The sequence below is a fragment of the Bradyrhizobium sp. 41S5 genome (genome assembly GCF_011516665.3).
GTDB lineage: Bacteria > Pseudomonadota > Alphaproteobacteria > Rhizobiales > Xanthobacteraceae > Bradyrhizobium > Bradyrhizobium quebecense.
In genome coordinates this window covers 7,163,854-7,177,236 of sequence record NZ_CP083721.1, presented here as the reverse complement: position 1 = coordinate 7,177,236, position 13,383 = coordinate 7,163,854, and the positions used below count along the sequence as shown (strand labels likewise).

Sequence of the window (13,383 nt, the reverse complement as noted above, 5' to 3'; positions counted from 1 at the left end):
AGCCAACAGGTAGCCAAGATGGACATGCAAGAAACCACGGCAGCATGCCGGGACGCCTTCGCCGAACTAGCGTCGGCGGCGTGCACCCACGACCCGTATCCGTTCATGCGGTGGTTGCGCGAGCACGATCCGGTGCATCGCGCGGCGTCGGGGCTCTTTCTGTTGAGCCGCCACGCCGACATCTATTGGGCGTTCAAGGCCACGGGCGATGCGTTTCGGGCGCCGGCGCCGGGCGAACTGGCGCGCTATTTCCCGCGTGTGGCGACCAGCCTATCGCTCAATCTGCTGGCGTCCACGCTAGCGATGAAGGATCCACCGACGCATACGCGTCTGCGCCGGCTGATCTCGCGCGATTTCACCATGCGCCAGATCGACAACCTGCGGCCGAGCATCGCACGCATCGTCGCTGCGCGCCTGGACGGCATGGCGCCCGCGCTGGAGCGCGGGGAGGCGGTGGACCTGCATCGGGAATTCGCGCTGGCCTTGCCCGTGTTGGTCTCCGCTGAACTGTTCGGCATGCCCCCGGACGACATGTTCGGGCTCGCCGCCGGCATCGGCGCCATTCTGGAAGGCCTGCGCCCGCACGCCAGCGATCCCCAGCTCGCCGCGGCGGACGCGGCCAGCGCCAGGGTGCTGGCCTACTTCGGCGACCTCATACCGCGCAAGCGCGCCGATCCCCGCCACGACATCGTGTCGATGCTGGTCGGCGCACAAGACGCCGATGCCGACACGCTATCGGATGCGGAGTTGATCAGCATGTTGTGGGGCATGCTGCTGGGCGGCTTCGCCACCACTGCTGCGGCCATCGACCATGCGGTCCTGGCGATGCTGGCGTATCCCAAACAGCGGCACTGGCTGCAGGGAGACGCCGTGGGGGTGAAAGCATTCGTCGAAGAAGTCCTGCGCTGCGACGCGCCCGTTATGTTCAGCTCCATTCCGCGTATCGCCCAGCGCGACATCGAACTGGGCGGCGCGGTGATCCCGAAGAACGCGGACGTGCGCGTGCTGGTCGCGGCCGGCAATCGCGACCCGGACGCCTTCGCCGATCCCGACCGCTTCGATCCCGCGCGGTTCTACGGCACGAGTCCTGGCATGTCGACCGACGGGAAGATCATGCTGAGCTTCGGCCACGGCATCCACTTCTGCCTCGGTGCGCAACTGGCCCGGGTGCAGTTGGCCGAGAGCCTGCCGCGGATCCAGGCGCGCTTCCCCACACTGGCATTGGCCGAGCAGCCGACCCGGGAGCCGTCCGCGTTCCTTAGGACGTTCCGCGCGCTGTCGGTGCGGCTGCAAGCGCGGGGGGGCTGAGATGCGCGTCGTGGTCGACCAGGATCTGTGCGGAACCACCGGGCAGTGCGTGCTGACGCTGCCGGGCACCTTTCGCCAGCGCGATCCGGACGGCGTGGCCGAAGTGTGCGTAGCGACGGTCCCGCAGGCGCTGCACGCCGCCGTGCGGCGCGCGGCCAGCCAGTGCCCGGTCGCCGCCATTCGGGTCATCGAAAGCGACGCTGGCGATGACCAGCGACCCTGCGCCGACCCTGCGCCTTCTCCGGCGGAGGCCGAGCGGCATGCCGCGAAAGACCAACGCAATCCAGGAGGACACGATGGGGCGGTTTGAAGGCAAGGTGGCCGTGGGCGGCAGAGTGGTGGTACCTGCCGCCGAAGCGGCGCCGCGCTGCTGATGGACATGCTGCTCAACCCGCTGGACCGTCGGCACCGGCTGCGGTACGATATCCCGGTCGTGCCGGGCGCTTTCCCCTTGGTCGGGCATCTTCCCGCCATCGTCTGCGACTTGCCGCGCCTGCTGCTGCGCGCGGAACGGACGCTGGGCAGCTGCTTCTGGCTGGATTTCGGCCCTGCCGGACACCAGATGACCTGCGTGGATCCGGATGCGTTCGCATTGCTCCGGCACAAGGACGTGTCCTCGGCGCTGATCGAAGAGATCGCGCCCGAATTGCTTGGCGGAACGTTGGTCGCCCAGGACGGCGGCGCGCACCGGCAGGCGCGCGATGCGATCAAAGCGGCGTTCCTGCCCAAGGGGCTGACCGAGGCCGGCATCGGCGACCTATTCGCGCCCGTCATCCGGGCGCGGGTGCAGGCGTGGCGCGACCGCGGCGACGTAACCATCCTGCGCGAAACCAGCGACCTGTCACTCAGGCTCATCTTCAGACTCATGGGAATCCCCGCGCAGGACCTGCCGGGATGGCATCGCAAGTACCGGCAACTGCTGCAGTTGATCGTCGCGCCCCGGGTCGACCTGCCCGGACTGCCCTTGCGGCGCGGCCGCGCCGCCCGCGACTGGATCGACGCGCAGCTGCGCCAGTTCGTCCGCGACGCCCGCGCGGATACCGCGCGCACCGGGTTGATCAACGACATGGTGAGCGCCTTCGATCGCAGCGACGATGCGCTCTCCGATGACGTGCTGGTCGCCAATATCCGCTTGCTGCTGCTTGGCGGTCACGACACCACCGCCTCGACGATGGCCTGGATGGTGATCGAGTTGGCGCGGCAGCCTGTGCTGTGGGATGCCCTGGTCGAGGAGGCGAAACGCGTGGGCGCGGTGCCGACCCGGCACGCGGACCTGGCGCAGTGTCCGGTCGCCGAGGCGCTGTTCCGCGAGACGCTGCGCGTGCATCCGGCGACCACGCTCCTGCCGCGTCGCGCGCTGCAGGAATTGCAACTCGGCCAACGGCGCATTCCCGCGGGCACCCATCTGTGCATCCCGCTGCTGCATTTCTCGACATCGGCGCTGCTGCACGAGGCGCCTGATCAGTTCCGCCTGGCGCGGTGGCTGCAACGCACGGAGCCGATCCGGCCGGTGGACATGCTGCAGTTCGGTACCGGCCCACACGTCTGCATCGGCTATCACTTGGTATGGCTGGAACTGGTGCAGTGCTGCATCGCCTTGGCGCTGACCATGCACAAGGCCGGGGTGCGGCCGCGGTTGCTGAGCGGCGTCGAAAAAGGCCGGCGCTATTACCCGACCGCACATCCGTCCATGACAATCCGCATCGGATTCTCATGAGCTGGGATCGCATGCCCCGTGTGGCGAGGCAGCGGCGCCGGCGACGCGCGGCATTGCTGCACTCGGTGCGACGCCGGCAACACCGCGGCGGCTCGGGGCTCGCCGTGGCCGTTTCAGGTACCAAGGAGATGAACAACATGCAGACTGGTTCCACGCTACACGACGACCGAACTGGCGTTTCCGCGCTCGGCGGATTGGGCGCGCATGCACCCGGCAGGCTGCTGCCGGAGATCTGGATGCAGGACGGCGCAAAGCGGGTCGAACAGGCGATGGCGCGTCTTCTCTGCGCCGAACACGACGGTGAGACCGAGCTGATGGCGGCGATGCGCTACGCCACCTTGCATGGCGGGAAGCGCACCCGCGCCTTGCTCTGTCTGGCTGCCGGCGCACTGGCCGATACGCCGGTGCACATGCTCGACGACGTCGGCGCCGCCATCGAAATGATGCACGCCTGTACCCTGGTCCACGACGACCTGCCCGCGATGGACGACGACGTGCTTCGCCGCGACCTTCCGACCGTGCACGTCAAGTTCGGCGAAGCCACTGCGATCCTGGTCGGCGATGCGCTGCAGGCGCACGCCTTCCTGACCCTGGCGAGCCTGGATGCGCCGGGCGACAACCGTATCGCGCTCGTACGCGAACTGGCGCAGGCGGTGTCCGCCGAGGGTGCCGCAGGCGGCCAGGCCATGGATCTGTCGCTGGTCGGAAAGCACGTCGAGCTGGACAGGATCGTGGCGATGCACCGGATGAAGAGCGGAGCGCTAGTGCGCGCGTCCGTTCGCATGGGCGCGCTATGCGCCATCGCGGAGGATGCCGCGCACGCTGCGCTGTACTGTGCGCTCGATCGCTACACCGCCTGTTTCGGCCTGGCGTTGCAGGTGGTCGACGACATTCTCGACGCGACAGCAGATACCGCGACGCTGGGCAAGACCCCCGGCAAGGACGCGGCGGCGCAGAAGCCGACCTGCGCGTCGATCATGGGGCTGCAGGCAGCTCGACACTTCGCGCTGGATTTGTTGCGCGACGCCGGGGAGGCCATCGCCCCGTTGGGGCCGCGTGCGGAACGGTTGGCGCAGATGCTGCAGCGGGCCAACGCGTATCTGTTCAAGCACGCGCCATGCGCGTGAGCGCGCCCGTCCGCATGGAGTCGCGCCTGTGCCGCTGCGATCGGCCGGCGGCTGCATGCTGCACTGTGTCCGAGTCCGCGGCGCCGATCGCAGCGGTTGCCCAGCACGCCGTGGCGCGCTGCGCGCAAGCCTATGCGGCGGACCGACATCGGGGCGCGTCGCCACGCCGGAGCAGGGCGGCCGTCCGGCGCTGCCCATGCGCCGGGCCTGCGGTGACGTGCGCGGCGTCTGCCCGATCCTGGTTCTCGTCAACCGTCTGCAGAAGGAACATCCCGCGTGAACTCGCTGTCCGAACAGATCCTTTCCGAATTGCGCCACCTGCTGAGCGAGATGAGCGACGGCGGCAGCGTCGGTCCGTCCGTTTACGACACGGCGCGAGCTCTGCAGTTCCACGGCAACGCCGCTGGTCGGCAGGACGCATACGCGTGGCTTATCGCACAGCAACAGGCCGATGGCGGATGGGGAAGCGCGGACTTCCCGCTGTTCCGCCATGCGCCCACGTGGGCGGCGTTGCTGGCATTGCAGCGTGCCGATCCTCTTCCCGGCGCTGCCGACGCAGTCCAGGCTGCAATCCGGTTCCTCGAGCGCCAGCCCGATCCCTACGCGCATGCGGTGCCGGAAGACGCGCCGATCGGCGCGGAGTTGATCCTGCCGCAGTTGTGCGGCGAGGCCGCATCCTTGCTGGGCGGCGTGGCGTTTCCGCGCCACCCGGCGCTCTTGCCGTTGCGGCAAGCGTGCCTGGTCAAGCTGAGGGCGGTGGCGACGTTCCCGAGCGGCCATCCGTTGCTGCACTCTTGGGAAGCCTGGGGGACGTCGCCGACCACCGCATGCCCGGATGATGACGGCAGCATCGGCATCAGTCCGGCGGCCACCGCCGCGTGGCGTGCGCACGCCGTGACACAGGGGAGCACGCCGCAGGTCGGGCGTGCCGACGCGTATCTGCAGGCGGCATCGCGGGCGACGCGCAGCGGCATCGAAGGTGTCGTTCCCAACGTCTGGCCGATCAATGTGTTCGAGCTATGCTGGTCGCTGTACACCCTGCATCTGGCTGGACTGTTCGCGCATCCCGCGCTCGCCGAGGCGGTGCGCGTGATCGTCGCGCAGCTCGACGCTCGCCTGGGCGTGCGCGGTCTAGGCCCGGCCTTGCACTTCGCGGCAGATGCGGACGACACCGCCGTTGCGTTGTGCGTCCTGCGCCTTGCAGGCCGCGACCCGGCGGTCGATGCGTTGCGCCATTTCGAAATCGGCGAGCTGTTCGTCACCTTCCCCGACGAGCGCAATGCCTCGGTGTCGACCAACATCCACGCCCTGCATGCGTTGCGACTGTTGGGAAAGCCCGCCACCGGCACCAGCGCCTACGTCGAGGCCAATCGCAACGCGCACGGTTTATGGGACAACGAAAAATGGCACGTTTCGTGGCTGTATCCCACCGCGCATGCGGTCGCTGCGCTGGCGCAAGGCAAGCCCCAGTGGCGCGACGACCGCGCGCTGGCGGCGCTGCTGCAGGCGCAGCGCGACGACGGTGGCTGGGGCGCCGGTCGCGCGTCTACATTCGAGGAAACCGCCTATGCGCTGTTCGCGTTGTACGTGATGGACGGGAGCGAAGAGCCGACAGCGCGCAGGCGCATCGCGCAGGCGGTGGCGCATGCGCTGAAGTGGATGCTCGCCCGCCATGCGCATGCATTGCCGCAGACGCCGCTGTGGATCGGCAAGGAACTGTATTGCCCCACCCGGGTCGTGCGCGTGGCCGAACTCGCCGGGTTGTGGCTGGCGCTCCGTTGGGGGCGGCGCGTCCTGGCCGAGGGAGCAGGAGCGGCGCCATGATCCAGACCGAACGCGCGCTGCAGCAGGTGCTGGAGTGGGGGCATTCCCTGACCGGGTTCGCCGACGAGCATGCCGTGGAAGCGGTCAGGGGCGGCCAGTACATCCTGCAGCGCATCCACACGAGCCTGCGCGACACCAGCGCCCGCATCGGCCGCGATCCGCAGGACGAAACGCTGATCGTGGCGTTCTATCGCGAACTGGCGCTGCTGTTCTGGCTCGACGATTGCAACGACCTTGGCCTGATCGCGCCGGAACAGCTCGCCGCGGTGGAGCAGGCGCTGGGGCAGGGCGAGCCCTGCGCGCTCCCCGGATTCGAGGGCTGCGCTGTGCTGCGCGCTTCGCTGGCCGCGCTCGCCTACGATCGCCGCGACTATGCTCAGCTTCTCGACGATACCCGGTGCTACTGCGCGGCGCTGCGCGCCGGACACGCGCAGGCGGCAGGGGCGGAACGCTGGTCCTACGCCGAGTACCTGCACAACGGCATCAATTCAATCGCCTACACGAACGTATTCTGTTGCCTGTCGTTGCTGTGGGGGCTGGACATGGCGACCTTGCGTGCGCGTCCGGCGTTTCGCCAGGTCCTGCGGCTCATCTCCGCGATAGGGCGCCTGCAGAACGATCTGCATGGACGCGACAAGGACAGGTCGGCCGGCGAGGCCGACAACGCGGTAATCCTGCTGCTGCAGCGCTATCCGGCTATGCCTGTGGTGGAGTTCCTCAACGACGAGCTGACCGGCCATACGCGCATGCTGCATCGGGTGATGGCGGAAGAACGCTTTCCCGCGCCGTGGGGACCGTTGATCGAGACCATGGCGGCCATCCGCGCGCAGTACTACCAGACCTCGACCAGCCGCTACCGCAGCGACGCTGCGGGGGGAGGCCAGCGTGCGTCGGCCTGAACGCGCGGGAGGGCGGCGGCGTGCGCGCGCTGCCGTCGGTCCGATCCGACGCAACGCCGTCGCCCGATGCGACGGATGGAGCGAGCATGAGCGACGCCGCCCTGAGCCAGCGCAAGGACGACCATGTGGACATCGTGCTGGATCGGCGAACGGCGCCGGCCACGGTCGCCGCCGGCTGGGACTACATCCGTTTCGAACCTGCGCATTGCCCGGGTTGGACCTTACGCAGATCGACCTGCGCGCCTCGCTACTGGGCAAGACCATGCGCGCGCCGCTGCTGATCAGCTCCATGACCGGCGGCATGCCACGCGTCGAGGCCATCAACCGGCATCTGAGCGAGACAGCGCAAGCCTTGGGGATCGCCATGTGCGTCGGTTCGCAGCGCGTGAGCCTGCAATCCCGCAACTCCCAGGGGCTGACGCGCGCGCTGCGCCGCCTGGCCCCAGACGTTCCCCTTGCTGGCCAATATCGGCGCCGCGCAACTGCGCGAGGCCGACAGCCTGGACCTGGCGCGCCGGGCGGTGGATGCCGATGGACTCATCGTCCATCTCAATCCGCTGCAGGAAGCCGTACAGCCGGAGGGCGACCGCGACAGGCGCGGCGTCCTGGCGCAGATCGCTCGCGCAGCGTGGGCGTGCCGATCGTGGCCAAGGAAGTGGGGTCGGGCCTCTCCGCCTCGGTGGCCTGTGCGCTCGTCGAGGCGGGCGTGGCGGTGATCGATGTCGCCGGCGCCGGCGGCACCAGTTGGGCCGTGGTGGAGGGCCAGCGCGCCCGCGATGCCGCCGACGGTGGCGATGGCGTTCGCCGATTGGGGGATTCCGACCCCGGCCAGCGTGCAGGCGGTACGTCGGGCCAACGGTGAAGCTGATCGCGGGCGGGATCCGCGGCGGCGTCGACGTGGCCAAGGCCATCCGCCTGCGCGGACATCGCCGGGCAGGCGGCCGGCGTGCTGCGCGCGGCTAACGGTTTCCACTGAGGCGGTTGTCGCGCATTTCGAGATCGTCATCCGCCAGTTGGCCGTCGCCTGCTTCTGCACCGGCCGGCTGATCTGGCGCGTTGCGTCAGGCGCGCTTGTTGCCCGCGGTGCATCTGCCCGCCGGTTGATGCCGGCGTCGCCCGCACGTGGCGGCGGGCGCCTAGAGCATTTCATTGCTTAACTGAATCGGAGGGGATTCCGGTTTTGGCGGTTTATGATTCAAGGTGCTGACTGGATTGGAGGCCAGCATCGCATGACCCGACCTCTTTCCCTGGATCTTCGCGAGCGTGTGGTGGCGTCGGTTTTAGCGGGCGAGAGCTGCCGATCTGTGGCGGAACGGTTTGGTGTTGCGGTCTCGTCGGTTGTGAAGTGGTCACAGCGGCAGCGGGCGACCGGCTCGGTTGCGCCTGGCAAGATGGGCGGTCACCGCAAGCCCGTGCTTGATCCGCATCGTGCCTTCATTGTCGAGCGGATCACTCAGACGCCGCACCTGACGCTGCATGGTCTGAAGGCGGAACTGGCAGCTCGGGGGGGGGGCAAGGTCTCACACAACGCGGTCTGGCTGTTCCTGCGCCGGGAAGGACTGCGGTTCAAAAAAACACTGTTCGCCCTCGAACAAGCGCGCGCCGACGTCTCTCGTAGGCGCCAGCGTTGGCAATCCTGGCAGGCCGGACTTGATCCGGGCCGGCTGGAAGGCCATGCGAGCAACGATCCGAAGCTTGCACATTCCCCGGCAAACGCCGGGGACGCTGGCTGAGCTTCCCCAACAGATCAATCCGCTCCTCCGGGGTGGATAGGTTATTATGGTCGGTTCAGCCGTTCAGCGCTGTTCTCTCTGGTCGACTACGTCAATCAGAAGCTGAAGGCGTGGATCATGCGAAAGTACAAGCGCTTCCGGCTCCACAAAACCGGTGCTTCGCTGTTCTTGCGAAAGCTGGCTCGGAATCCTGAACACCTTTCTCAAGCAAATATTGAGTTTGAATATCGGCGAGTTCTTCATCGATAGTTACGCGCCCCATCTGCGTGTTGTCGGCGCGCCATCCGCAAAAATCACAGTTAGACGCACATCGGTTAGTAACCTCCACGGGGGAAATCGTGACAACGGAGCGACCATATTTCCGCACTCTAATTTTGGAGGAACAGTCAAGGACCATCGCCTTAATCTTCTCAAAATCAGGCGTGTTGATCGTCCCAATGAACTCGCCAACTTCCCTAGGGGACAGAGGGCGATGTTGCGTTTCCTCGAGGATGTAAGCTGCGTCCTTGAGAGTTGCTCCGACAGCCGCCGCGGACGTTGCGCGTAATTCATCAACTGGCACTTGGTACATTTATCTGGCCCTAATCGTTGCAGAATCGAATTCGACGGCAACAGAGCTGGTCCCGGTTGTTTGGATAGCGCCTCGCGAAAATTAAGTGGATTCCTGCCGGGTTATGCTGAAGGCGGGGCTTTACGATCTTGCTGTGGCGTTTTGCGGAGCCAGCTCTAACCTTCAATTTTCTTTCAGCCGTCCACTGTTGGCCTCCCGGGACCAAGTTCCTTGGCCACCGATCTGATCGAGCGGCCACCCGATGCAACCAGATCAACCGCTCGCAAGTTGGCAGTCTTTTTAGACATCGTCAGATCTTGATGCTGCACGGAGTCCAGCCCGAAAGGCTAGCGACATTTGACGGTACAACATCAACATTGGATCGGGCTCCTACCTATTCTGGGCGCGACCGGATCAAGTCAGAGGGACAGGCGAGGGCTCTATCGCGCCGAGCAGGATGACAACCGACGCGACGGCTCACGCCGTTCGAGGAGCAATCTGTTGCGTGGTTTGAGCCTTGGCGATGTCGTCCGCCAACGTCGTCGCCCAGGCTCTCACGGCTGATCCTCGCCTCATTTTTTCTGGGACAGATCCAGAGTCCGGCCGGGGGTCCTTCGTCTCCCGCGCTTATGTGAAGCACCTTCTCCTGCCAACCCTGCGCGAAGGCGACATCGTCATTCTCGACAACCTCGGAAGTCACAAGTCGAAAGCTGTCAGGCAGATGACCCAGGCTGCTGGCGCCAGGCTCTGGTGCCTGCCGCGATACTCGCCCGACCTCAACCCGATCGAATAGGCCTTCTCCAAGATCAAACACTGGATGCGGCAGGCTCAGAGGCGCACCGTCGAAGACACTTGGCGCCACATCGGTCACCTCGTTCAGGACATCCAGCCTCGCGAATGCGCAAACTACTTCGCAAACGCCGGTTATGCTTCAGTCAAAATGTGAAACGCTCTAGTGACGGGCGAACCTGACGTATGAAGCTGGTTACGTCATGTTCTGTACAAGTTGATGCGGCCGTACATTGCAAAAGCGATCCTGACCGATAGTTGCTCGGACGAGAGACGCTGTCCATCCACTCGCTGGTCAGGCTACGAGCCAGCAAGGCGGGGCGTGCTTTACGCCCTGATCGCGTAGCGCGGGCGAGTGCGCGCGGCATTTTGTAGTTGATAAGCCGTCGCTGTCGCAATGCATACGCGCCTTGTCGCTAAGCCTCCAGCTGTTACGCGAGCGCGACATTAGGACGCAAAAGCGGGGCGCGTTTGCGTGCATAGCGATGGCCCAAATCCTGCTACGTGTCCGCCAACGGTGCTACAGGATGGGAGGCTGGCGTGGGTCTCGATCTGCCAAATGACGATATGGTCGGAGGTCTGTTGTCTGCAACACAGTCGGGTTGTCCCGTGCATGCCTGCCACGCCGGCGTCCACCGGGGAGAAAAGAAGGCGATGTTGCTGACCGGCGCCTCACGCGGGATCGGTCACGCCACTGCCAAGCTGTTTTCGCAGGCGGGCTGGCGGATCATTTCTTGCGCGCGCCAACCGTTCGATCGCGAGCGGTGCCCGTGGGAGTCAGGGAACGAGGATCATGTCCAAGTCGATCTTGGCAATCATCGAATGCTGCCGCGCGTGATCACCGAGGTCAAGAAACGGTTGGCGGGCGCACCGTTGCACGCGCTGGTAAACAATGCCGGCGTCTCGCCGAAATCCTCCAATGGTGGCCGGCTGACGTCGTTGACGACCTCATCCGAAACCTGGATGAGGGTGTTCCATCTCAATCTGGTGGCTCCGATAATGCTGGTGCAAGGGTTGTTTGAGGAGCTGAGAGCTGCGTCAGGATCGATCGTCAACGTGACGTCCATCGCGGGCTCGCGTGTGCACCCATTTGCCGGTAGTGCGTATGCGACGTCGAAAGCTGCGCTTGCAACTCTGACATGAGAAATGGCCCACGATTATGCGCCGCATGGCATTCGCGTGAATGCGATCGCACCCGGCGAAATACAGACGAGTATGTTGTCGCTCGACACGGAAGCGCGTCTCGTGCCAGCATTCCGCTGCGCAGAGTGGGAACACCCGATGAAGTGGCCAAGGTCATCTTTTTCCTATGTTCGGATGCTGCAAGTTATGTCACCGGCGCCGAGGTGCCGATCAATGGTGGGCAACATCTTTGAAACGGCGAGGCCCAGCAAGGTAGCTGATTTGAACCGAAGTAGTGGAACTTGCGTTCACGCCGACGTTACGCACCCATTCCGCAAAAGCTGAGATCGAGGCCCTGTGAGTTACCCTCGTGCCATGAAAAGGTGTTACCCTTCTATGTCATCTCGTCAACACTTGGCGCTAGATCGAGCATGACATGCAAAGAAACGCTCGCAAACCCGAACAAGGTGCCAGGGGAGGCCGATCAGAACAACGGAGACCTCGTTATGCTGCATATCGCATCCACACGCGAAAGACCTAACTCACAGTCAGAGACGGAGCGCGAGGTCTCGGTCGAACCGCTGTGCGAGAGCGCCCTGACAGGCATCTTCGAAATATCAAGGGCGCTCACTGCACCTTGCCGGCTCGAAGTGACGTTGGCCAAAGTGGTCGATCTTCTGCAATCGTTTGTGCAGATGCGACACGGCATCGTTTCACTCTTCGACGATGAAGGGATGCCGGACATCGCCGTGGGGGCCGGCTGGAGCGAGGGTAGTGACGAGCGCTACCGGATGCACTTGCCGCGGAAGGCGATCGATCAGATCGTCGCGACGGACACACCCCTGATCGCCGAGAATGTGGCAGTCGAGCCGGCGTTCAGCGCTGCGGACCTGCAGGTGCTCGGCGCCACAGACAGTATGCTGGTGTCATTCATCGGGGTTCCAATTCGTATTGATCCGAAAGTCGTGGGTACGCTGACGGTTGATCGTATTCGGGACGACAGGTCGAGCCAACAACTTGACTACGACGCGCGGCTGCTCGGCATGATCGCCAACCTGGTCGGGCAGACAGTTAAGCTGCATCGCCTGTTCGCCTGTGACCGCAAACGACTGATGGTGGAGAAAGACCGGCTGCATAAGCAACTGTCAGAGCAGCCCGCAAGGGAGCGCAAGAAGGTGCCGATCCACGGGATCATCGGCGACAGCCCGGCGCTGCGCGGGCTGCTCGAGAAGATCGCGGTCGTCGCTAAATCGAACAGCACCGTTTTGCTTCGCGGTGAATCCGGTACTGGGAAGGAACTCGTAGCCAAGGCCATTCACGAGTTGTCGTTGCGTGCCAAGCGGCCCTTCATCAAGCTGAATTGCGCGGCGCTCCCTGAGACAGTTCTGGAGTCCGAATTGTTCGGTCACGAGAAGGGTGCCTTTACCGGCGCGTTCAGCGCGCGCAAAGGGCGCTTCGAGCTTGCCGACAAGGGCACGCTGTTTCTTGACGAGATCGGTGAAATTTCGGCCCCGTTCCAGGCGAAGTTGCTGCGCGTTCTGCAAGAGCAGGAGTTCGAGCGCGTCGGCAGTAACCAGACCATCAAGGTGGATGTTCGTGTCATAGCTGCGACCAATAGGAATCTTGAAGAGGCTGTGGCGAGGAGCGAGTTCCGCGCAGACCTGTATTATCGCATCAGCGTAGTTCCCTTGATGCTGCCAGCACTGCGCGAAAGGCGAAGTGATATTCCGTTGCTTGCCAGCGAGTTTCTGAAAAATTTCAACAGCGAGAACCGCCGTACGCTGAGCTTTGAGGCGAGTGCGATCGATGTGCTGATGAACTGCGGATTTCCAGGAAATGTCCGCGAACTCGAAAATTGCATCCAGCGAACAGCGACCCTGGCCGCCGGGCCCTCGATCATGAGAAATGACTTTGCATGTTGCCATGGCCAGTGCCTTTCCGCGATGCTCTGGAAAAGTACATCGGATGAGATGACAGTCCAGCCTGCACCAACCATGCCAATGCCGGCGAGTCCTGTCACACCCGTGACTAAGGCGGACGCGCCGCTGCCGCCTGTTGGCAGCGAGTTGGCCTCACTGGGACCTCCCGGCACAGTCCTCGTGAGCGGCGCGAAGATTGCCGATCGCGAACGAGTCATTGCCGCCATGGAAAAATCCGGTTGGGTTCAAGCAAAGGCAGCGCGCTTGCTCGGACTTACTCCGCGCCAGATCGGCTACGCGTTGAGGAAATACGGAATCGAGATCAAGCGATTTTGAGAAGGACACAGGAGCGGGAGCTGCGATCATCACATTGAGGCAAATAGCCGTGGCAGGTT

9 protein-coding genes and 5 pseudogenes are annotated in these 13,383 nt (G+C 64.6%); 13 read left to right on the top strand and 1 reads right to left on the bottom strand.

The features are described 5' to 3' along the window. The first annotated feature begins 18 nt into the window (after positions 1 to 18). From HAP47_RS34535 to HAP47_RS41720, 10 genes and pseudogenes are all read left to right on the top strand, one after another. A complete protein-coding gene (locus tag HAP47_RS34535) occupies positions 19 to 1,308 on the top strand; it encodes a cytochrome P450 (RefSeq protein WP_173640809.1) in 1,290 nt (429 codons plus the stop codon). Between the two features lies 1 nt (position 1,309). Further along, positions 1,310 to 1,618, top strand: coding sequence for a ferredoxin (locus tag HAP47_RS34530; RefSeq protein ID WP_173640810.1), 309 nt, complete (start codon positions 1,310 to 1,312; stop codon positions 1,616 to 1,618). A gap of 63 nt (positions 1,619 to 1,681) precedes the next feature. Then, a complete protein-coding gene (locus HAP47_RS34525) occupies positions 1,682 to 3,025 on the top strand; it encodes a cytochrome P450 (protein ID WP_166104107.1) in 1,344 nt (447 codons plus the stop codon). A gap of 137 nt (positions 3,026 to 3,162) precedes the next feature. Next, complete coding sequence (locus HAP47_RS34520; protein ID WP_166104103.1) at positions 3,163 to 4,152, top strand: polyprenyl synthetase family protein; 990 nt, start codon at positions 3,163 to 3,165, stop codon at positions 4,150 to 4,152. 28 nt (positions 4,153 to 4,180) lie between these two features. Continuing rightward, complete coding sequence (locus tag HAP47_RS34515; RefSeq protein WP_173640811.1) at positions 4,181 to 4,432, top strand: hypothetical protein; 252 nt, start codon at positions 4,181 to 4,183, stop codon at positions 4,430 to 4,432. Beyond that, positions 4,429 to 5,976, top strand: a complete 1,548-nt coding sequence (locus HAP47_RS34510) for a hypothetical protein (protein ID WP_173640812.1) — start codon at positions 4,429 to 4,431, stop codon at positions 5,974 to 5,976. Before HAP47_RS34515 ends, HAP47_RS34510 begins: the two co-directional genes overlap by 4 nt. Then, positions 5,973 to 6,875: a terpene synthase family protein gene (locus HAP47_RS34505; RefSeq protein ID WP_173640813.1), complete on the top strand. Its 903-nt coding sequence runs from the start codon at positions 5,973 to 5,975 to the stop codon at positions 6,873 to 6,875. Before HAP47_RS34510 ends, HAP47_RS34505 begins: the two co-directional genes overlap by 4 nt. A gap of 86 nt (positions 6,876 to 6,961) precedes the next feature. Next, a pseudogene (fni, locus tag HAP47_RS34500) lies at positions 6,962 to 7,979 on the top strand (type 2 isopentenyl-diphosphate Delta-isomerase). Positions 7,980 to 8,104: 125 nt separating this feature from the next. Then, positions 8,105 to 8,542, top strand: a pseudogene (locus HAP47_RS34495) (IS630 family transposase); the annotation flags it as partial. Between the two features lie 102 nt (positions 8,543 to 8,644). Continuing rightward, positions 8,645 to 8,701, top strand: a pseudogene (locus tag HAP47_RS41720) (hypothetical protein); the annotation flags it as partial. A 22-nt stretch (positions 8,702 to 8,723) separates the two neighbouring features. Here HAP47_RS41720 and HAP47_RS34485 read toward each other — a convergent pair. Continuing rightward, complete coding sequence (locus tag HAP47_RS34485) at positions 8,724 to 9,179, bottom strand: hypothetical protein (protein ID WP_231168574.1); 456 nt, start codon at positions 9,177 to 9,179, stop codon at positions 8,724 to 8,726. Positions 9,180 to 9,681: 502 nt separating this feature from the next. On the opposite strand from HAP47_RS34485, the pseudogene HAP47_RS34480 reads away from it, so the two are divergent. From HAP47_RS34480 to nifA, 3 genes and pseudogenes are all read left to right on the top strand, one after another. Next, a pseudogene (locus HAP47_RS34480) lies at positions 9,682 to 10,104 on the top strand (transposase). A 383-nt stretch (positions 10,105 to 10,487) separates the two neighbouring features. Beyond that, positions 10,488 to 11,323: pseudogene (locus tag HAP47_RS34475) on the top strand (SDR family NAD(P)-dependent oxidoreductase). A 252-nt stretch (positions 11,324 to 11,575) separates the two neighbouring features. After that, positions 11,576 to 13,324 carry a nif-specific transcriptional activator NifA gene (nifA, locus tag HAP47_RS34470; RefSeq protein WP_173640814.1) on the top strand — a complete coding sequence of 583 codons (1,749 nt, stop codon included), beginning with the start codon at positions 11,576 to 11,578 and terminating at the stop codon, positions 13,322 to 13,324. Positions 13,325 to 13,383 lie beyond the last annotated feature (59 nt).

What these genes read in the sequence shown, in the direction of transcription:
- HAP47_RS34535 (WP_173640809.1), top strand. Translation starts at nt 19, where the DNA reads ATGGACATGCAAGAAACCACGGCAGCATGCCGGGACGCCTTCGCCGAA.
- HAP47_RS34530 (WP_173640810.1), top strand. Translation starts at nt 1,310, where the DNA reads ATGCGCGTCGTGGTCGACCAGGATCTGTGCGGAACCACCGGGCAGTGC.
- HAP47_RS34525 (WP_166104107.1), top strand. Translation starts at nt 1,682, where the DNA reads ATGGACATGCTGCTCAACCCGCTGGACCGTCGGCACCGGCTGCGGTAC.
- HAP47_RS34520 (WP_166104103.1), top strand. Translation starts at nt 3,163, where the DNA reads ATGCAGACTGGTTCCACGCTACACGACGACCGAACTGGCGTTTCCGCG.
- HAP47_RS34505 (WP_173640813.1), top strand. Translation starts at nt 5,973, where the DNA reads ATGATCCAGACCGAACGCGCGCTGCAGCAGGTGCTGGAGTGGGGGCAT.
- HAP47_RS34485 (WP_231168574.1), bottom strand. Translation starts at nt 9,179, where the DNA reads ATGTACCAAGTGCCAGTTGATGAATTACGCGCAACGTCCGCGGCGGCT.
- nifA (WP_173640814.1), top strand. Translation starts at nt 11,576, where the DNA reads ATGCTGCATATCGCATCCACACGCGAAAGACCTAACTCACAGTCAGAG.